The organism is Archangium gephyra (assembly GCF_042230915.1).
In the GTDB taxonomy this organism is placed as follows: Bacteria; Myxococcota; Myxococcia; order Myxococcales; family Myxococcaceae; genus Archangium; species Archangium gephyra_B.
Map to the genome: position 1 here is coordinate 7,445,035 of NZ_CP102578.1, position 18,835 is coordinate 7,463,869.

Sequence of the window (18,835 nt, forward strand, 5' to 3'; positions counted from 1 at the left end):
TCACTCAGTAGACGTCGCGCAGGTAGCGCTGCTGCTCGCGCAGCGAATCGAGATAGGCCTTCGCGTCCTCACGGCTCTTGCCGCCATGGGTCGCGATGATGTCGAGGAGGGCTTCATCCACGTCCGGGGCCATGCGCTTGGCATCGCCGCAGACGTAGAAGGAGGCGCCGCCCTCCAGCCACGCGTAGACGTCGCTCCCCTTTTCGCGCAGGCGGTTCTGCACGTAGACCTTCTGGCCCTGGTCCCGCGAGAAGGCGAGATCGATCCGGTGCAGCGCGCCCTGCTTGACCGCCTCCTGCCACTCCACCTGGTAGAGGAACTGGGTGCGGAAGTGCTGCTCGCCGAAGAAGAGCCAGTTGCGGCCGCTCGCCCCCGTCTCGGCGCGCTCCTGCACGAAGGCGCGGAACGGCGCCACACCCGTGCCGGGGCCCACCATGATGATGTCGCGGCTCGGATCCTTCGGGAGCCGGAAGCGCTCGTTGGCCTCGATGAAGACGTCCACCGAGTCCTGGCCCGCCTCGCGCGTCGCCAGGTAGTTCGAGGCGGCTCCCACGTGGCGCGTACCGAAGGCCTCGTAGTCCACCAGGCCCAGCGTGAGGTGGACCTCCTCCCCTACCCGCTTCTGGCTGGAGGCGATCGAGTAGAGCCGCGGCGTCAGGCGGCGCAGCGCGCCCACCAGTTCCTCCGCGATCCACTGGCCGGGATGCTGGCGGAGCAGATCGATCACCTGGTGGCTGGCGAGCAGCGCACGCAGGGCCTCACCGCCCTCGGGCGTGAGCAGGCGCCGCAGCTCCGCGCTGTCGGCGCGGTCGGCGTGGCTCGCCAGGAACGGACGGCTCAGCCGGGTGATCTCCAGCTCCTCCGTCAGCCAGCGCTTCAACGGCAGACCGCGCTTATCCCGGGTCACCTCGGTGGCGCCGTCGAGCCGCAGCTCGGAGAGCACCGCCTCGACCAGCTCCGGCGGATTCCGGGGCACCACGCCGAGCGCATCACCCGGCTCGTACGTCAGGCCCGAGCCCTCCAGCGACAGCTCCAGGTGGCGGACGTCCTTGAGGGCCCCGCGCCCGGTGATGCGCTGGTTGCTCAGCACCTGGGACGGATAGGGATTCTCCCGGCTGAAGGTGGGCGGCACCTGCACGGTGCGCAGCGGCGTGACGGTCGCCAGCGAAGGCGCGGGCGCGAGCTCCTTCTTCGCGTGCTCCAGGGCTTGGCCCACCCAGGGCTCGGCCACGGGCTCGAAGTCCACGTCGCACTCGGCGCGCGCGAACAGCCGCGTGCCCCCGAGCTCGGCGAAGCGCTCGTCCAGGACGCGGCCGATCTCGCAGAACTTGGGGTAGCTCGAATCGCCCAGCCCCAGCACCGCGAACCGCAGCTGCCCGAGCGCCGGAGCGCGCTTGCTCCGCACGAAGTCGAAGAAGCCGCGCGCGTCGTCGGGGGGATCTCCGTCCCCCTGGGTGCTGATCACCACGTACAGGAGCCGCTCGTTCTTCAGCTCGCGCGTGGGGTAGTCGCTGGCACGGAAGGCGCGCACGGCGAGCCCGGCGGTCTCGGCCCGTTGCTTCAGGCGCTCGGCCAGCAGCCGGCTGTTGCCCGTCTGGGTGCCGTAGATGATGGTCAGCGTCCCCTGGGGCGCGGCCTGCACCGCCGCTGCGGGCGCGGTGACAGGGAGTGCCCCTGGGAGCTGCCGGGCCGCGAGCCCGGCGAAGTAGCCGCTCAGCCACGTGAGCGACGCACCATCGAGCCCCTCGAGCAGGCGCTGAAGCAGCCCGCTCTTCTCCTCGCCCAGCGGCGTGGCCAGGGCGGGGATGGGGGTGTTCACGAAGGAAGTCACGTCCGGTTCTCCTGGGCGTCCAGGATCTGCTTCACCTGGCGCTCCAGCTCGTGGGTGGGATCCAGCTCCAGCCAGGGGACGCCGGCGCCGCGGAGCTGATCACGAAGCCCCAGCCGCGCCTGCGGAACGGGGGTGTAGAGGATGGCGAGCAGCCCGGCCTCGGCCAGCGCGAGCGCGTTCTCCGCGTCACCGCGGACGGTGACCACGTGCCTGCCCTGATCGAACAGGGCCCGCTCCAGACGGGGCGCCAACGTCTGCACCTCGGGGGTGCCCGTCAGCAGGATGACCGCGCCCGACTGCCCCAGACGCTCACGGCGCTCCTGGGCGGAGATGAGCGATTGCGCCTCCTGGCCGCTCTCGTCGCCCGCCGCGCCGAGGATCATCCCCGCCGCCACCGTGTCGTTGGTGAGCGGATCGACGACGATGAAGGCGCCCGTCTTCCGGTTCTCCGTGTACGGGTCGCAGATGAGCGGCCGCTTGCAGACGAGGCGCACCTTGCCGATGTCGTTGAGCGCCAGGGACTCGGCGGGCACCTCGGAGAGGGCCTCCAGGTCCTTGCGCCAGAGCACCTGCTCCACGTGGGCCGGCACGTACTTGGAGGTGTGCTTCACGAGGTAGCGGCGCGAGGTGTCCAGGCGCTCCTCGCCGAACCACACCAGCATGGCCTCCAGGTACTGGAGGGCCGTGGGCGGCTTCTCGGCATGCGCGAGCAGGTCTCCCCGGCTGATGTCCACCTCGTCGGCCAGGCGCAGGGTCACCGAGGACGGCGCGCTGGCCTCCCCGAGGCTGCCATCGAAGGTGTCGATGGCGGCGATGTGCGTGCGCCGCTTGGACGGGAAGACGACGACCTCGTCGCCCACGCGCACCGTGCCGGAGGCGATCTGCCCGGCGAAGCCGCGGTAGTCCAGGTTGGGCCGCAGCACGTACTGCACGGGGAAGCGGAAGGGCGCGCCATCCAGCCGGCGCTGGTGCGGCAGCGACTCCAGCCACCCGAGCAGCGTCTCGCCGTCGTGCCAGGGCGTGCGGCCGCTCGGCTGGGTGATGTTGTCACCGCCGCGCGCGCTGATGGGGAAGTAGCGCACCTGCTCGAAGCCGAGCGTGGAGGCGAACGCGTCGAACTCCTTCGACAGCCGCTCGTAGACGGCGGGCTCGAAGTCCATCAGGTCCATCTTGTTGATGGACACCGCCAGGTAGGGGATGCCCAGCAGCGAGGCGATGTACGCATGGCGCCGCGTCTGCGGGAGGATGCCCAGGCGCGCGTCCACCAGGATGACGGCCGCGTCGGCCGTGGAGGCCCCGGTGGCCATGTTGCGCGTGTACTGGATGTGTCCCGGCGTGTCGGCGACGATCACCTTGCGCCGCCGCGTGGAGAAGTAGCGGTACGCCACGTCGATGGTGATGCCCTGCTCGCGCTCGGCGCGCAGTCCATCCGTGAAGAGCGAGAAGTCGATCTCCTCGCCCGCGCTGGCGCGCTTCACCGCCGCCACCTGGTCCTCGAACAGGCCGTTGCACTCGTAGAGGAGCCGGCCGATCAGCGTGGACTTCCCATCGTCCACCGAGCCCACCACCACCAGGCGCAGCAGCTCCTTCTCGTAGTGCTCGGCGAGGAAGCGCTGGAGGTCACCCTTGTCGTTCAGCTGCAGTGCGGCGGTCATTAGAAGTACCCCTCGCGCTTCTTGAGCTCCATCGAGCCTTCTTCGTCGTGATCAATGAGCCGGCCCTGACGCTCGGACACGCGGGCCTCCATCATCTCGGTGATGATCTCCTCGACATTGGTGGCCGAGGACTCGATCGCACCACTCAGCGGGTAGCAGCCCAGCGTGCGGAAGCGCACCTGCTTCAGCTGGGGCTTCTCGCCCGGGCGCAGCCGCATCCGGTCGTCGTCGACCATGATCCACTGGCCCTTGCGGTCCACCACCGGGCGCTCGCCGGCGAAGTACAGCGGGACGACGGGGATGCGCTCCTTGAGGATGTAGTGCCACACGTCCAGCTCGGTCCAGTTGGAGAGCGGGAAGACGCGCATGCTCTCGCCCGCGTCGATGCGGCCGTTGTAGAGGTTCCACAGCTCGGGCCGCTGCTTGCGCGGCTCCCACTGGCCGTGGCGGTCTCGGAAGGAGTAGACGCGCTCCTTCGCCCGGGACTTCTCCTCGTCGCGCCGCGCGCCGCCAAAGGCCGCGTCGAAGCCGTGCAGCGCGAGCGCCTCCAGCAGCGTCTGCGTCTTCATGGCGTGCGTGTACTTCTGGCTGGTGTGGTCGAAGGGGTTCATGCCCTCGGCGATCGCCTTGTGGTTCTTGTGCACCAGCAGCTTCAGCCCGTGCTTCGCCGTGAAGCTGTCGCGGAACTCGTACATCTCCCGGAACTTCCAGGTGGTGTCCACGTGCAGCAGGGGAAACGGCAGGGGCGCCGGATGAAAGGCCTTGCGCGCCAGGTGCAGCAGCACCTGCGAGTCCTTGCCAATGCTGTAGAGCATCACCGGGTTGGCGAACTCGGCCGCCGTCTCCCGGATGATGTGGATGCTTTCCGCCTCGAGCACCGCCAGGTGCGAGAGCCGCGCGGACAGGGTTTCACTCATGACCAGCCTCCGCCTTCAGGAACTGCTCGTGCTCGGATACCACGGGCCGCGACTCCACCAGTGAGCGAAGCTGGGAGCGCAGGGAAACGACTTCACCCACCACCAACATAGCGGGAGATCCGACAGCGGCCTCCCGGGCCCTCGCGGCGATGCCCGAGAGCGGCGCCTCGATGACCCGTTGGTGCTGCCACGTCCCCGCCTCGACGATGGCCGTGGGGGTCGCCGGAGAGCGTCCCGCGGCGATGAGCCCCAGGGTGGCCTCCTCCAGCCGGCTGCCCGTCATGAAGAGCACCAGCGTCTCGGACCCGGCCAGGTGCGCCCAGTCCGGCGCCTTCCCGGCCCGGTACGCGGTGGCGAACGTCACCGAGCCCGACACGCCCCGGTGGGTGACGGGAATCCCCGCCGCCGCCGGAGCCGCCACGCCGCTGGAGACGCCCGGCACCACCTCGTAGAAGATGCCCGCCTCCTCCAGCGCGAGCGCCTCCTCGCCACCGCGGCCGAAGACGAAGGGATCTCCTCCCTTGAGCCGCACCACCGCGCGGCCCAGCCGCGCCTGGGCGACGAGCAGCGCGTTGATCTCCTCCTGCCGCACCGACTCTCCCCCACCCTCCTTGCCGACGAAGAGCAGCCGGGCCCGGGGCCGGGCATGCTTCAACACGTCGGGGTGGATGAGGCGGTCGTAGACCACCGCGTCCGCGCTCGCGAGCAGCTGGGCCGCTCGGAGCGTGAGCAGACCGGGATCTCCGGGCCCCGCGCCCACCAGGTAGACCTTGCCGTTGACCTGCTTGCTCATTGCTTCTCTCCAAAAGTCTCCAGCGCGGCGCGCACCTGCACCCAGGCGGCCTTGCGCTGGCCGCGCGCCAGCAGCGCCCCGGCCTCGCCCTCCACCAGCTGCTTCAGCAACCGCATCCGCTCGGCGCCCGCCGGCAGCCGCTTGCGCAGCCACCCCGTGAGCCGGGCGAGCTGCACGTGCCCGGGCGCCACCTGCGCCACGAACTGCTGGCGCAGACGCCGAGCCAGCGCGGGCGCCTGCCCGGAGGTGGACACCGCCACCACGATGGGGCCGCGCCTGCCCACCGAGGGCAGCGTGAAGTCGCACAGCTCCGGGATGTCCGCCGCGTTCACCCAGATGCCCTGGGCCCGCGCCTCGTCCACCACCGCCTCGCTCACCCGCCGGTCGTCCGTGGCCACGAACACCACGTGGTGCCCGCGCACGTCCCCTGGCGCGTAGGCGCGCCCGGCCAGCTCCAACCGGCCCTCTTCGGCGAGCCGGCGGATCACCGGACCGGCGCTGGGGGCCACCACGCGCAGCACCGCGCCCGCGTCGACGAGCTGCCCGGCGCGCTCCTCGGCGATGGTGCCGGCTCCCACCAGGAGGACCCGCTTGCCGCGCAGCCGCAGGCAGACGGGGAAGTCCACGTGCGTGCTCACGGCGAGGCCACCTGACTCCTGCGCAGCAGGACGAACCGCCACCAGGCGGAGCCGATGATGAAGCCGCCGAGCACCGCCGAGACCGCGTAGCTCACCGGACGCTCCACCCAGCCGAGCTGATGGAGCACGACGCCCAGGCCCACGCTGACGAGCACCGCGTCCACGCCCATGCACAGCCGCCGGAAGGCCTCCTTGCTGACGCGCCGCAGCAGCACGCGCCCCAGGGGAAGCCCGAGCGCGACCGCGGGCAGCAGCAGCCAGAAGAGGCCAAGGCTCGGCGCGCCATAGAATCCGAGGAAGAGGTACGTCACCAGGGTGAAGCTGGATTCTGCCACACGGATGAGGGCGATGGCCGCGCGGAACTCGTCCTGCGCCAGGCCCTGGTTGTTGAGCAGGAGGGCGAGCGGAGGACCGGAGATGGTGGTGGTCGAGTACAGCAGCCCGAGCCCCAGGCCGAACGGGACGCCCACGGCCCGCTCATTGTGGATGGGCCAGCGCACGCCCGCGGCCTGCAGGAGGATGAGCGGCAGCAGCACGGCATAGGTGGCCGCCTTGAGCACCACGGCCGCCACCACCGTGAGGAACACCCCGCCGAGGATGACGCCCGGCAGCAGGCCGCCGAGCAGCGGCAGCATGCGCCGCCACACCGCCGGGAGCGCCCTCCGGTTGAGGAACAGCGACACGAGGTTGAGCACCACCTCCAGCAGCACCAGCGCGGGGTTGAGCACCCGGTTGGCCACGAACCCCAGCGCCACCGGCACGGTGATGGACGAGAACCCGTAGCCCAGGGCCCCATTGACCATGGCCGCCAAAAGGGCGGTCAGGAACAGGATGAGCTCCGCTGGAGTGAAGGAAGGCATGTCCTCTCCTCGGGCGTAGGGTCAGCGGCGGACGTGCAGCCCGCACTCACGGTTCTCGGGGGACTCCCACCACCAGCGGCCGGCGCGCTCGTCCTCGTAGGGCTTCACCGCGCGTGTGCAGGGCGCGCACCCGATGGACGGGTAGCCGCGATCATGCAGCGCGTTGTAGGGCACGCCGTTGGCCTTGATGTAGGCCCACACGTCCTTGCCGCTCCATCGCACGAGCGGGTTCACCTTGATGAGGCCGTGCTCGGCATCGGCGGCGACCGTCTGGACCTCGGTGCGCGTGACGGACTGCTCGCGGCGCAGCCCCGTCACCCAGGCCTCCCGCCCCGCCAGCGCGCGCCGCAGCGGCTCCACCTTGCGGATGCCGCAGCACTCCTTGCGCGCCTCGATGCTCTGCTTGAACGAGAAGTACCCCTTCGTGGACTCCAGCGACTCCACCCGCGCGCGCTCCGGGAAGAACGTCTCGATCTCCAGGCCGTAGCGGCGGCGCGCCACGTCCATCAGCTCGTACGTCTCCGGCGGCAGCCGGCCCGTATCCAGCGTGAACACGCGCACGCTCGGCGCGTGCGTGCGGGCCAGATCGATGAGCACCATGTCCTCCGCGCCGAAGCTGGAGGCGATGGCCGCGCGCGCGCCGAACCGCCGCTCCACCCAGGCGAGCACCACCTCGGCGGGAGCCTCGAGCAGCTCCTGCGTCGTGGCGCTCAGCTCCTCTTGCGATAGGGCGAGGGACAGCGATGAGGACAGGGACATGGCGGCTTCCTGGAACGAAAACAGCCCGGCACCTCTCGCGAGGGCGGGCCGCACCAGCGGGGGTCGAAAAACAGCGGGCCCGGCACTTCCCGGATTACCAGGAGGTCGAGCATCATCGTGTGAACACTAGTAACGCCGATGCCTTCCATCCGTCAAGGTGGACAATGCGCCAATATGACGGATGCCCCCCAGGGCCGCCTCCTCGGATGCTATAGGACCGGCGGCTTCATCCCACTCTGGAGGTCGTGTGATTCAGCGTGTCACCCACGTCACCGTCTACGTGAAGAACGACGACGAGGCCCTCGCCTTTTTCACGGGCAAGCTCGGCTTCCAGAAGAAGATGGACAGCCCGATGGGTCCGGGCGGTCCGCGGTGGATCACCGTCACGCCGGGGGGCCAGTCCGACTTCGAGATCACCCTCCTCAACCCGTCCACCTGGCTCAAGGGTGAGGAGGCGAGCATCGCCGTGGAGCAGATCGGCAAGCAGCCGATGATCATCCTCGACAGCGACGACATCGACGCGGACTACCGGGCCCTCAAGGACGCGGGCGTCACCCTCGACCTGGGCGTCCGGGACCTGCCCTGGGGGCGGGATCTCATCTTCCGCGACCTCTACGGCAACCGTTACAACCTGGTGCAGTCCAAGCCGGGATAGGGCAGAACAGGCCTCGTGCCGACCCTGACCGCCATCAACATCTATCCCCTCAAGTCGTGCGCGGGCCTGCCGCTGACCCGCGCCACCGTGGAGCCGCTGGGGCTCCAGCATGACCGCCGGTGGATGGCGGTGCGCCCGGACGGCTCCTTCATGACCGGACGCGAGCTGCCCGCCCTGGTGCGTGTGCGCGCCGTGCCGGGGCCCTCGGGGCTGCACCTGTCCGCCCCCGGCATGCCCGGGCTCGAGGTGCCGCTGCCGCCCGCCGGAGCGCCCCGCCTCGACGTCACCGTGTGGGACGACACCTGCTCCGCCGCCCGTGCCCATGCGGATGCGGACCGGTGGCTCTCCGAGTACCTCGGCCAGCCCGCGCTGCTGGTGTACGTGGACGAGCGGATGCAGCGCCCGGTGGATCCGAAGTACGCCGCCCCGGAGGATCGCGTCGGCTTCGCCGATGGCTTCCCCCTGCTGCTCATCTCCGAGGCCTCGCTGGCCGATCTCAACCAGCGCCTGGAGCAGCCCGTGCCCATGAGCCGCTTCCGGCCCAACCTCGTGGTGGAGGGCTGCGACGCCTTCGCCGAGGACGGGTGGAAGCGGCTGCGGATTGGCAACGTGGAGCTGGCCGGGGTCAAGCCGTGCGCCCGCTGCGTCTTCACCACGGTGGACCCGGAGACGGCCCGCGCCGATCCTCAGCAGCAGCCGCTGCGCACGCTCGCCACCTACCGGCGCATGGGTCCCAAGAGCGGCGTGATGTTCGGTCAGAACGTCATCGTGCGGCGCCCGGGGGAGATCCGCGTGGGGGACGCGGTGGAGATCCTGGAGTAGGGCTGAAAGAATTACGCCTCGTCACAACGCCAGCTCTGTCACCCGGCTCCTGTTTCCCTCGGATTCGAGGCCCTGGAGCGAAGCCGGAACGCTGGCACGGCACGTGCTGTGCCACCCGTGCATGACCGTTGCGCTGCGTGCTCGAAACACCTTCCAACTCTTCAAGAAAGCCTTCTCGGAGTGGAACGAGGACAAGGCTCCGACGTTCGCGGCCTCGCTCTCGTACTACACGATGTTCTCGATCGCCCCGCTGCTCGTCATCGCCGTGAGCGTGGCCGGAATGGTCTTCGGCGAGGAAGCGGCGCAAGGACAGATCCAGACCCAGTTGCAGGACCTCGTAGGCACGAGCGGGGCCGAGGTCATCGGGCAGATGATGATCAGCGCCCGCAAGCCGAGCTCCGGCATCCTCGCGACGGCCCTGGGAGTCATCGCCCTCATCTTCGGCGCCACGGGCGTCTTCGTGCAGTTGCAGGACGCGCTCAACCACATCTGGCATGTCCAACCGAGGCCGCGCAACGGCCTGCTGAACTTCCTGCGCAGCCGCTTCCTGTCGTTCGCGATGGTGCTGGTGATCGGCTTCCTGCTGCTCGTGTCGCTGGTGGTGAGCGCCGCGCTAGCGGGCATCGGCGCCTGGTTCGATCACCTGTTCCCCGGTTGGGCGCTGCTGTGGCAGGGGCTCAACCTGCTCATCTCCTTCGCCGTCATCACCGTGCTGTTCGCGATGATGTACAAGATCCTCCCCGACACGCACGTGGCCTGGAGGGACGTATGGCTCGGGGCGGCCGTGACGTCGCTGCTCTTCAGCCTGGGCAAGTTCGGCATCGGCCTGTACCTGGGCAGGAGCACCGTCTCCTCCAGCTATGGCGCCGCGGGCTCGCTGGCGGTGGTGCTCATCTGGGTCTACTACTCCGCGCAGATCCTCTTCCTGGGCGCCGAGTTCACCCAGGTGTACGCCCGGAACCACGGCAGCCGCTCGCAAGGGGCGTGAGGGCCTGGCGGGCGCGTCAGGAACCCGCGCGCCCGACCGTCGTGCTACGGTGAAGGAGCCGCTCGCGGGACTGTGATGCGACTTCCGAACCGAGCTTCTGCAGCTTGACGAGCTGGTCGTGTCCGCCTTCCCCGAGCGGCTCCTTCTTTCCGCCCGGCGGGAGGTGGACGTGATGGATGCGGCGTTGGCGCGCGCCGAGCAGGTCGCACGCGAGGACCTGGTGATGTTCGTGAACGCGTGCTTCTCCTGCACGGGGCAGCGCGAGTTCTACAACGACGCGCGCGGGCAGGCCGTCTCCATCGAGTTCCTGCACTCCTACATCCTGGGCAACTACCGCCGCCTCTATGCGCGCACGCTGGCCGCGGGCATCAACCACTTCAACCAGGCGCAGATCATCCTCAACCTGCTCGCCACCGGGAAGCAGACGCCGCCCGGAGACAAGCAGGAGGAGGGAGCGCTCATCGCGGCCTCGCTCCGGGCTCTGCCGCCGCAGCGGGCCTTCCGCGTGCTGGAGGTGCTGCGCGAGCGGCGCATCAACAACCGCCGGGCCCGAGCCATCGCCCAGGAGTACCTGGAGGGGCGGCCGGACCTGGGCTTCGATGCGATCAAGTACCGCTCCAAGCTGCGCGCCACGGTGGCGCACGGGCACCTGAAGCTCGGGGGCGAGCTGAACCCCTTCCTCTTCCACGGCTGGCGCAAGCGCGTGTACGCGACGCCGCTGCTGGAGAAGTTCCGCCAGGCCCACTACGACGAGTCCGCCCTCTTCGAGCTGCCCTTCACCGTCGCCGAGGGGCTGGCCGTCAAGCACGGCATCCCCCGCGACGTGTTCCTCACCCGCATCGAGCCGCGCCTCACCGCCGCTGAGCGGCTGCGCCTCCAGGGCTCGGCGGCCCGCGCGGACGGGGTGACGCTCACGCTGGACCTGGGGCGCGCCCCGCTCACGAAGCTGGCGCTCTACGTGCTCTCCCTGAAGCCGGAGGTGCGCCGGGAGCGGCGGACGGAGCTGCATGCCGCGCTGGAGCAGGCCGCGGCCCGCACGCTGCGCCGGGCCTTCGTGCCCCTGGGCCGGGTGGCCGCCGTGCTCGACAACAGCTTCTCCGCCTCGGGCTCCACCGAGAAGCGCCGCCGCCCGCTCGGGGTGGCGCTCGCCGCGCACTACCTGCTGTCCGCCTCCGCCCGCGAGTACCGCGCCTTCTGGACGAACCCCGTCGAGGATCCGCTCCTCATGGGCGCGCGGGGGCAGACCGACCTGGCCACCCCGCTGCTCGATGCCCTGGACTGGATGCCGCACCTGGTCGTCGTCGTGTCCGACGGCTACGACAATGATCCGCCCAACGCCGTGGCCGAGGTGACTCGCGTCTTCCGCACGAAGCTGGACCCGGCGCGCCGCACGTCCATCGTCCACGCGAACCCCGTGTTCGCCTCGGAGCTCTACGCGCCCCGGGGCCTCGGCATCCACGTGCCCACGGTGGGTGTGCGGGACGCGGAGGATCTGCCCACCGTGCTCGGCTTCGCGCGCTTCGCGGAGGGCGCGGCCCCGCTGTCGGAGCTCGAGGACTACCTCGCGGCGCGCGTGCGGCGGCTGCTGGAGCGCGGGCAGCGGAGCCAGACGCTGGCGGAGCCCCAGGAAGCCACCGGAGAGGCCACCGGAGAGCCCGCCGCCACCGAGGAGGAGGAGTGATGGGCCACACGGAGACGAAGCGCATCCTGCCCACGGGGCTGCGGCTCGCGCCGTCGCAGGTGTGGGGCAGCATCCGCCTGGTGCCCGTGCTGAGGGACGAGGTGCGGGGAGACCTGCGCTTCGCCCGGCGGACGTACGATGACGATCTCACCATCGTCTCGCTCAAGGGCGGGCTGATGGAGCCCGGGCTCAAGTACGTCTCCTACGTGCCGCACGGGCTGGTGATGGGATGGGACGACCGGAGCCGGAGCGCGTCCGCGGTCTTCGGCACGCAGCTCCACAAGCCCGAGGGCAAGGCGCTGAAGGTGGGCCCGTTCACCGTGCGCGTGCTGCACCGCATGGCGCACCGCGAGGACAAGAACCGGCTGCGGCTGTTGCCCCTGCACCTCGCGATGGAGGGCTTCCTCGCCCTGCACTTCGGCGGGCCGGAGGTGGCGTGGGCCGAGTACTCGCACGAGGCGCTCTCCCGGGGGTTGGATCCCCGGAGCGAGTGGTCCGTGCCGGGCTGGTCGAGCACGGCCTTCGACGAGGCCCTGCGCATCTTCGAGATCCACGAGCAGCAGGTGGGCGTGCTCATCTTCCATGCCGACCTGCTGCTGTCGGCCTTCATCGTCTCGCACCCCGAGGACTACCGGGCGCTGCACCGGGCGCTGCTGGAGGACTTCTACGGAGACCTGCTGCTCCAGTACGGCTTCCTCGGGGACGTGCCGCCGCTGTCGCTGTCCGTCGATGACCGGCGCGTCTCCTCGCTCGGGGACCTACGGGCCGCCGTCGAGCAGATGCGCAAGGACTGGGGCGCGTTCCAGGGCTTCATGGCCGGAGGTGTCTTCGGCGCGGAGGTCTCCGCGACCACCGTCTACGAGGCGGGGCCCTTCCACCTGGAGCGCTTCGTCACCGGCCTGTCGCCCTCCGAGGAGAACCACCTGGGCGAGGTCATCGTGCGCGGGGACGGGACGCTGGAGTACCTCAAGACGTACCGCCTCTCGGCGGCGCAGACGCGGCGGGCCTACCTGCTCAAGCAGCTCGCGCAGGCGGACTGGAACCTGGAACGCGCGGCGGTGAACCTGAAGACCACCCGGAACGATCTCATGCTGCGCCTGAGCAACGCGGGCTTCGGCTACCTGCTCAAGGAGTCCGTGCTCCAGGCGGCCCTGCGGCAGCAGCAAGGCCGGCGGTAGGCGAGTGTCCGCACCGGGGGAGACCCTCACCCCAGCCCTCTCCCAGAGGGAGAGGGAGTCCCCTACCCTGCCGTCCGCCGCAACTGCGGCGCCGTGTCGCGCGGCAACAGGATAAGCCGCGTGGCCTCCTGGGCCCGAACGCGCAGGGGCTTCTCCACCTCCAGCAGCATCGAGCCGCGCGCCGTCACCCACAGGCCCTCGTGCTCGACCTCCAGCACGCCGGACAGCACGAACACATGGGTGCCCGCCTCCAGGGAGAGCGTCTCCTGCGCCGGCAGGTCGCGGTGCTCGCCCCGCTGCACCCAGGAGAGCCGCCCCTTGCGCCCCAGGTGCCCGTAGCGATCCATCCCGCGCACCAGGTCATCGAACCGGCGCTCGGCGAACTTCTGCCACACGCCCTGCCGGAGGTTCGCGTGGGCCTCCATCAACGGCAGCAGCGCCGAGCGCGGAATGCGCACCAGCATCGAGGAGGTGGCGGTACGGATGGAGGCCGAGCGGCGCTCGCCCGCGAGCATGGCGATCTCCCCGAACAGCGAGCCGCTGCCCAGCTCGTCCACCACCTTCTCACGCTCACCGCCCTCGGCCAGCACGTAGACGGCGCCGCTGGCGAGCAGGTACATCTCGTCGCTGGCCTCCCCGCGGTGGAAGACGTACTTGCCGCCCGGAATGGTGACGATCTCCGAGCGCCGGGCCAGCTCGCGCAGCGTGGCCTCGTCGAAGTGCGCGAAGAGCGATGCCCGGCGCAACTGCCGGATGACCTCGGGGCGCAGCAGGCGTGCGCCGATCGGCGTCTTCTGCGCCAGGGCCGCCGTGGCCTGGACGGGCTGGCGCAGCTTGCGCTGCCCCATGGAGCGGATCATGTTCGCGATGTTGGACACGGTGATGGGCACCACCGTCACCAGGCCGTGTCCCTCGACGAAGCCCGGGTTGGCCTCCACGAAGAAGCGTGCCGCGGGCTTGTCGCAGTGCAGCCAGTACTCGCGCTCCATCTCTGTCTCGCGGGTGCGCCAGCCCACGTGCCGCACCAGGGGATTGGCCGCGTCCACCTTCTCCAGGCCGAACCCGGTGGCCAGCTCGTCCATGAAGGCCAGCAGCTCCGGCGGCACCTCCGTCTCGCGCCGCGGCCATACCTCGCCAAAGTAGTTGGCGAACAGCGAGTAGCTGGACGGGTGCACCAGCGAGCCCAGGTAGAACGACCGCCGGCCCGGGTTCTTCAGCATGTAGCGCAGCACCATCTTCAGCCCGAAGCGCGTGTTGGCGTTGGCGCCTCGGTAGGCCCGCAGCGAGCCCGCCTCCGCGCGGAACACGGACGTGGGCACCCCGCCGAACTGCTTGTCGAAGATGTGCAGGGCGAAGTACCCGACGATCTCGCCCTGCTCATTCTTGTGGAGGTTGATCCACGTGTGCTCGGCCTTCGACTCGACCACGTACTTCGCGAAGGAGTCGCGCTCCACGCCGTCGAAGATCTGCCGGTGCACCTCGTAGAGCGCATCGGTGAGCTTGCCGCGCTCCTCGGAGGACAGGGACTTGGGGACGATGACCTCGCTGCTGGCGATCCGGGGCATGGTTTCCTCTTCTACCGCACGACTCTACTTCACCCCGGCGGCGCGGCGGATCAGCGCCCCCTTCAGGCGGTGGAGCCGCTTGCTGGCGGTGATGGTCAGCGAGGCCAGGTCCGTGGGAGCCCGGGTGAGGCTCTCGTAACCCTCCCGCGTCACGAGCACGGTGTCCGAGTGGCGGATGCCTCCCACGCCAGGCAGGTAGATACCGGGCTCGATGCTGATGAGCATGTTCTCGCGCAGGACGTCCGTGCTGCCCTCGGCCACCCAGGGCGCCTCGTGGTTGCCCAGCCCGAAGCCATGGCCGGTGCGGTGCAGCAGGCGGTTGCCAAGGCCCTCCTGGTGGAGGAAGGCCTTCGTCGCGGCGTCGATCTCCGCGCAGCCCACCCCGGGCCGGACCATGGCGAAGGCCCGCCGCCGCGCCTCCATCATGGCGGCGAACGCCGAGCGCTCCTCTTCACGGGGAGGCGACAGGAAGTAGGTGCGCTCGCACTCGGCGGCGTAGCCATTGACGCGCAGGAAGGCCAGGGCGATGTGGGGACCCACCTCCAGGCGATCCGCGATGGTGGGCACGCCGTGGGGCTGCGCGCTCAGGGGCGCCGGCCAGCTCCCCACCAGCACGCTGCTGGTCAGCACGTCGTAGCCACTCTCCTTCATGATCTGCAGCTGCACCGCGCGCCCCTGCGCGAAGAGCTCCAGCTCGGAGACCCCGTAGTAGGAGGTGGCCAGGAGCTTCTCCACGGCCAGGTCCGCATAGCGGGCCGCGTCGCGGAGCATCTCCACCTCGGCGGGGGACTTCACCACCCGGAGCTCCTCGACGAGCGGCAGCATCCGCGGCGAGAGGTGCGCGAGCCGGCCGGCGATCTCCTGCGGCAGCGAGGGCTCCACGCCCACCTGGCCGAGACCGTCGAGCAGCGCCAGCAGCCGCTCCGCCCAGCCCTGGCCGACGGGGGCGGGATAGTCCCAGTAGTGGAGGACCTCGTCCACGTTGGGCGCGGCGCGCAGGTGCTCCTGCTCCAACGCGGGCACCAGGAGGACCAGCGAGGCCTGGGGCCTCACGAGGATGAAGAAGGGGCGCTCGAGCGGCCTGTAGGAGACGCCGGTGAGGTAGTAGATGCTGTCCTCGCTGGAAACGAGGAAGGCCTCGAGCCCGGCCTCGGCCACCCGCTCGCGCAGGCGCCGCATCCGCTCCACGTATTCGCTCCGCGCAATCATGCCTCTCCCCTCCTCGAAAGGCCGGGAGTCTCACCCGATTCCACGAAGCGCTGAAAGAAGAACGCCCGGAAGCCGCATGGGCCCCCGGGCGTCTTGTCTCAGCGGATGCTCCGGCGCGGTCCGGCTACGCCTTGGGAGCTTCCTGCTGGGACTGCTGCTCCGGCTTCTTGGGGGAGACCATCGAGTCGATCTTCCGCGTCAGGCGATCCAGCTCGCGGTTGATGGCCTCCACCTGCGACTGGCTCGCCACGCCGCCCACCACCTTCACCATCCGGTCCTGCAGCCCGGTCAGGCGCTGGCGCACCTCGCCCCCCACCCACGTCGCCTTCTTCTCCAGCTCCTTCACGGCCGGCTTCTCGCGCAGCTCGTTCACGTTCAGCTTCTGGAGCACCTCGCGGCTGGACTCGCGGCTGCGCGTCACCAGCGTCTGCAGCGCCTTCTGCGCCTCCGTCTCGAGCTGGCCGATCTGCTTCTGCGCCTGCTCCAGCCGGCCCTTCACGAAGGACGTCACCTGGCCCGCGGCCTCGGTCACCACCGTCTCCACCTTCGCCGCCTCGGCCTTCACCGCCTCCGCCACCTTCTCCACCACCGGCGCCTCGGCCTTCACCTGCTCGGCCTTCACCGCCTCGGCCACCACCGTCTCGCCCGTCACCGGCGCGGCCTGCTGCTCGGCCACCGGCGCGGCCTCCTGGGCCACCGCCTCGGTCTTCACCTGCTCCGTCGTCGTCTCGGCCGCGGTATCCTTGGCGGCCCCCTCGGTCTTCACCGTCTTGTTCTTCGCCATGTGCGTTCGTCTCCTCGACTCGACTGACGGGCGGATAGGTAACGCGTCGCGTCAACGCCGTCAAGGCCTTTTGACGCAATGCGACATCCGCCTCGTCCCCGAGGGAGGGACGGGCAGGCGAGCATACAGTGCGCGCGCCATGTCCAACGCCTTCCGACTCACCCTGACGTGCGGCCTGTTCGTGTCCGCCTCGCTGGCCCAGGCCCAGGCCCCCCAGCCCTCCCGGCGCGACGTCGCCGATACCTACGCCTCGCTCTGCGCCAACTGCCACGGCCCCAAGCTGCAAGGCGCGCTGGGACCGAACCTGGTGGATGACACCTGGAAGTCCGGCGCCGACGACGAGAGCATCGCGCGGAGCATTCGCGAGGGGCAGCTCGCGGCGGGCATGCCCGCGTTCTCGGGCTCGCTGTCGCCCCAGGACATCCGGGCGCTCGTCATCTACATCCGCGAGCAAGGCGAGGAGCGGCGGAGCCAGGCCACCCCGTTCGCGAAGCCGGCGGCCGACAAGGCCGTGCGCAGCGAGCTGCATGCGTTCAAGCTCGAGACGGTCACCGAGGGGCTCGACACCCCGTGGTCCGTGGCGTTCCTGCCCGACGGGCGCATGCTCGTGACGGAGAAGGCCGGACGGTTGCGCGTGGTGGAGAAGGGCCGCCTGCTGCCCGAGCCCATCGCGGGCACGCCGGACGTCTGGTCCAAGGGCCAGGGCGGGCTGCTCGACGTCGCCGTGCATCCCGACTCCGCGAAGAACGGGTGGATCTACCTCTCCTATAGCGATCCGGGCGCGAATGACTCGGCCATGACGGCGATCGTCCGCGGCAAGCTGCGCGAGGGCCGGTTCGTGGAGCAGCAGACGCTCTTCCGCGCGCCCGCCGAGCTGTACCGCACCGCGGGCGTGCACTTCGGCTCGCGCTTCGTCTTCGACGGCAAGGGACACCTGTTCTTCTCCATCGGGGAGCGGGGCCACAAGGAGGACGCGCAGGATCTGTCGCGGCCCAACGGCAAGGTGCACCGCATCCACGAGGACGGGCGCATTCCGAAGGACAACCCGTTCGCCGGCCGCGAGGGCGCCGTGGCGAGCATCTGGAGCTACGGCAACCGCAACCCGCAGGGGCTCGCGCGGCACCCGGTGACGGGGGAGCTGTGGGAGACGGAGCATGGCCCCCGGGGCGGTGACGAGCTGAACCGCATCGAGCCGGGCCGCAACTACGGCTGGCCGGTCATCACCTACGGCATGAACTACGACGGCACGCCGATGACCGACCGCACCGCGCAGGAGGGCATGCAGCAGCCGGTGGTGCACTGGACGCCGTCCATCGCCGTGTCCGCGGCCGACTTCTACACGGGCAGCCGCTTCCCCCAGTGGAAGAACGATCTGTTCGTGGGCGCGCTCGCGCAGCAGGAGGTGCGGCGCCTGAGGATCGAGGGCGGCAAGGTGGTGCAGCAGGAGGTGCTGTTCAAGGACGTGGGCCGGGTGCGCGACGTCGTGAGCGGCCCCGACGGCTACCTCTACATCGCCTTCAACGATCCGGATCGCATCGCGCGGCTCGTCCCTGCGCCCGCGGTCAAGCCCGCCTCCGGCAAGGCCCAGGGCGCCGCGAAACCGTGAGCGCAAGACGCCCCTCCGTCGGCATAGCGGAGGGCGCACGAGCGTTCTGGGGGCACACGAAGCTGTTCAACGCGGGTGTGGAACCGCACAGCAGATCCAATCAGGTTCCTCTCCGAGCATTGGCACGAGCCCATGCCCGCTCGTCCCATTCGGTATGCGTTTCCAGGGGGGCCATAAGTTCTTGTCACAGGCAGTGCTCCACCCATCAGTCCAGTTGGAGGCCGAGCCGTACAACCAGCTCCGGCCGCACACGACCCCACCTGGAAAGAAGAGGACACGTCGCCATGACCAAGAATGAACGGCTGATTTTCGATTTGCGCTCGCAGATCACCAGAGCGGCCAACCAATACACGGTGAATCGGGATCTGGTCGCAGCCATTATCTATGACGAGTTGACCCGCCGTGATTGGAAGGATGATGCGCAGGATATCGAAGCAGGCGCGTTTCTCATGGCCCAGGGAGTGACGAAGGGCGTGCATCTTCTCGCGCTGACGGCCATGCGGATCGAGGATCAATCCTTCGGGATCTCGCAGATGAATGTGGGAACCGTCTACGAACTGGTCGCGGCCGGACTCATTCCCACTCCGAATGGATGGACTTACAACAAGCTCGATCAGACACTGCTCCTACTGCTCAACAAGGAGATGGCCCCGACGCTCGTTGCGGCCCGGCTGCGACAGACCATCGATTACTGGAAGAATTGGAAGAAAGGCGGCGTCGATATCAGCAACCGGCCCGAAATCCTCGGGACGCTCTACAGCAAAGGGTTGACAGGAGACAACGGCGTCAATCCGAATCCCCAGCCCAATGCGCGGGGTCTCGAAATCGTCAAAACGATGTCCGCCATGAAGTGGATCTTCAAAGCACGCTCGCCCGACGACTTCTAATGACAGC

The 18,835-nt window shown here is 69.6% G+C and carries 17 protein-coding genes; 7 read left to right on the top strand and 10 right to left on the bottom strand.

Translation table 11 applies throughout. From position 1 onward, the window contains the following. Positions 1 to 4: 4 nt before the first annotated feature. From NR798_RS28965 to NR798_RS28995, 7 genes are read right to left on the bottom strand one after another with little or no spacing between them, the layout of a single operon-like run. Positions 5 to 1,831 carry an assimilatory sulfite reductase (NADPH) flavoprotein subunit gene (locus NR798_RS28965; RefSeq protein WP_375765748.1) on the bottom strand — a complete coding sequence of 609 codons (1,827 nt, stop codon included), beginning with the start codon at positions 1,829 to 1,831 and terminating at the stop codon, positions 5 to 7. Further along, positions 1,828 to 3,486: a GTP-binding protein gene (locus NR798_RS28970; protein WP_375765749.1), complete on the bottom strand. Its 1,659-nt coding sequence runs from the start codon at positions 3,484 to 3,486 to the stop codon at positions 1,828 to 1,830. The genes NR798_RS28965 and NR798_RS28970 overlap by 4 nt, the downstream gene beginning before the upstream one ends. After that, positions 3,486 to 4,391: a sulfate adenylyltransferase subunit CysD gene (cysD, locus tag NR798_RS28975; RefSeq protein ID WP_375773840.1), complete on the bottom strand. Its 906-nt coding sequence runs from the start codon at positions 4,389 to 4,391 to the stop codon at positions 3,486 to 3,488. Before cysD ends, NR798_RS28970 begins: the two co-directional genes overlap by 1 nt. 4 nt (positions 4,392 to 4,395) lie before the next feature. Beyond that, positions 4,396 to 5,196, bottom strand: a complete 801-nt coding sequence (cobA, locus tag NR798_RS28980) for a uroporphyrinogen-III C-methyltransferase (RefSeq protein WP_375765750.1) — start codon at positions 5,194 to 5,196, stop codon at positions 4,396 to 4,398. Beyond that, a complete protein-coding gene (locus tag NR798_RS28985) occupies positions 5,193 to 5,834 on the bottom strand; it encodes a bifunctional precorrin-2 dehydrogenase/sirohydrochlorin ferrochelatase (protein WP_375765751.1) in 642 nt (213 codons plus the stop codon). The genes cobA and NR798_RS28985 overlap by 4 nt, the downstream gene beginning before the upstream one ends. After that, positions 5,831 to 6,694: a sulfite exporter TauE/SafE family protein gene (locus NR798_RS28990; RefSeq protein ID WP_375765752.1), complete on the bottom strand. Its 864-nt coding sequence runs from the start codon at positions 6,692 to 6,694 to the stop codon at positions 5,831 to 5,833. The genes NR798_RS28985 and NR798_RS28990 overlap by 4 nt, the downstream gene beginning before the upstream one ends. Positions 6,695 to 6,715: 21 nt before the next feature. Further along, the gene (locus NR798_RS28995) at positions 6,716 to 7,453 is read right to left on the bottom strand and encodes a phosphoadenylyl-sulfate reductase (RefSeq protein ID WP_375765753.1); all 738 of its coding nucleotides are present in this window, start codon (positions 7,451 to 7,453) and stop codon (positions 6,716 to 6,718) included. Positions 7,454 to 7,700: 247 nt separating this feature from the next. On the opposite strand from NR798_RS28995, the gene NR798_RS29000 reads away from it, so the two are divergent. The 5 genes from NR798_RS29000 to NR798_RS29020 all read left to right on the top strand — a co-directional run bounded on the left by NR798_RS29000 (position 7,701) and on the right by NR798_RS29020 (position 12,777). Beyond that, on the top strand, positions 7,701 to 8,108 hold the full coding sequence (locus NR798_RS29000) for a VOC family protein (protein WP_375765754.1): 408 nt from the start codon (positions 7,701 to 7,703) through the stop codon (positions 8,106 to 8,108). Between the two features lie 15 nt (positions 8,109 to 8,123). Next, complete coding sequence (locus NR798_RS29005) at positions 8,124 to 8,930, top strand: MOSC domain-containing protein (protein WP_375765755.1); 807 nt, start codon at positions 8,124 to 8,126, stop codon at positions 8,928 to 8,930. Between the two features lie 121 nt (positions 8,931 to 9,051). After that, on the top strand, positions 9,052 to 9,918 hold the full coding sequence (locus NR798_RS29010; protein WP_375765756.1) for a YihY/virulence factor BrkB family protein: 867 nt from the start codon (positions 9,052 to 9,054) through the stop codon (positions 9,916 to 9,918). A 172-nt stretch (positions 9,919 to 10,090) separates the two neighbouring features. Further along, positions 10,091 to 11,599 carry a hypothetical protein gene (locus NR798_RS29015; protein WP_375773841.1) on the top strand — a complete coding sequence of 503 codons (1,509 nt, stop codon included), beginning with the start codon at positions 10,091 to 10,093 and terminating at the stop codon, positions 11,597 to 11,599. Further along, a complete protein-coding gene (locus NR798_RS29020; protein WP_375765757.1) occupies positions 11,599 to 12,777 on the top strand; it encodes a hypothetical protein in 1,179 nt (392 codons plus the stop codon). Before NR798_RS29015 ends, NR798_RS29020 begins: the two co-directional genes overlap by 1 nt. A 62-nt stretch (positions 12,778 to 12,839) precedes the next feature. On the opposite strand, the gene NR798_RS29025 is transcribed toward NR798_RS29020, so the two are convergent. The 3 genes from NR798_RS29025 to NR798_RS29035 form a co-directional block, all read right to left on the bottom strand. Then, positions 12,840 to 14,342 (bottom strand): cyclic nucleotide-binding domain-containing protein, encoded by a 1,503-nt coding sequence (locus NR798_RS29025; RefSeq protein ID WP_375765758.1) that lies wholly within the window; start codon positions 14,340 to 14,342, stop codon positions 12,840 to 12,842. Positions 14,343 to 14,366: 24 nt separating this feature from the next. Next, positions 14,367 to 15,551, bottom strand: a complete 1,185-nt coding sequence (locus tag NR798_RS29030; RefSeq protein WP_375765759.1) for a M24 family metallopeptidase — start codon at positions 15,549 to 15,551, stop codon at positions 14,367 to 14,369. A gap of 124 nt (positions 15,552 to 15,675) precedes the next feature. After that, positions 15,676 to 16,335, bottom strand: a complete 660-nt coding sequence (locus NR798_RS29035) for a hypothetical protein (RefSeq protein WP_375765760.1) — start codon at positions 16,333 to 16,335, stop codon at positions 15,676 to 15,678. 139 nt (positions 16,336 to 16,474) lie between these two features. On the opposite strand from NR798_RS29035, the gene NR798_RS29040 reads away from it, so the two are divergent. After that, a complete protein-coding gene (locus NR798_RS29040) occupies positions 16,475 to 17,941 on the top strand; it encodes a PQQ-dependent sugar dehydrogenase (RefSeq protein ID WP_375765761.1) in 1,467 nt (488 codons plus the stop codon). A gap of 284 nt (positions 17,942 to 18,225) precedes the next feature. Then, positions 18,226 to 18,828, top strand: a complete 603-nt coding sequence (locus tag NR798_RS29045; RefSeq protein ID WP_375765762.1) for a hypothetical protein — start codon at positions 18,226 to 18,228, stop codon at positions 18,826 to 18,828. Positions 18,829 to 18,835 lie beyond the last annotated feature (7 nt).

Coding starts and splice junctions, on each gene's coding strand:
- NR798_RS29015 (WP_375773841.1), top strand. CDS start 10,091: ATGGATGCGGCGTTGGCGCGCGCCGAGCAGGTCGCACGCGAGGACCTG.
- cobA (WP_375765750.1), bottom strand. CDS start 5,196: ATGAGCAAGCAGGTCAACGGCAAGGTCTACCTGGTGGGCGCGGGGCCC.
- NR798_RS28995 (WP_375765753.1), bottom strand. CDS start 7,453: ATGTCCCTGTCCTCATCGCTGTCCCTCGCCCTATCGCAAGAGGAGCTG.
- NR798_RS28990 (WP_375765752.1), bottom strand. CDS start 6,694: ATGCCTTCCTTCACTCCAGCGGAGCTCATCCTGTTCCTGACCGCCCTT.
- NR798_RS29040 (WP_375765761.1), top strand. CDS start 16,475: ATGTCCAACGCCTTCCGACTCACCCTGACGTGCGGCCTGTTCGTGTCC.
- NR798_RS29010 (WP_375765756.1), top strand. CDS start 9,052: ATGACCGTTGCGCTGCGTGCTCGAAACACCTTCCAACTCTTCAAGAAA.
- NR798_RS29035 (WP_375765760.1), bottom strand. CDS start 16,335: ATGGCGAAGAACAAGACGGTGAAGACCGAGGGGGCCGCCAAGGATACC.
- NR798_RS29030 (WP_375765759.1), bottom strand. CDS start 15,551: ATGATTGCGCGGAGCGAATACGTGGAGCGGATGCGGCGCCTGCGCGAG.
- NR798_RS28970 (WP_375765749.1), bottom strand. CDS start 3,486: ATGACCGCCGCACTGCAGCTGAACGACAAGGGTGACCTCCAGCGCTTC.
- NR798_RS29025 (WP_375765758.1), bottom strand. CDS start 14,342: ATGCCCCGGATCGCCAGCAGCGAGGTCATCGTCCCCAAGTCCCTGTCC.
- NR798_RS29020 (WP_375765757.1), top strand. CDS start 11,599: ATGGGCCACACGGAGACGAAGCGCATCCTGCCCACGGGGCTGCGGCTC.
- NR798_RS29045 (WP_375765762.1), top strand. CDS start 18,226: ATGACCAAGAATGAACGGCTGATTTTCGATTTGCGCTCGCAGATCACC.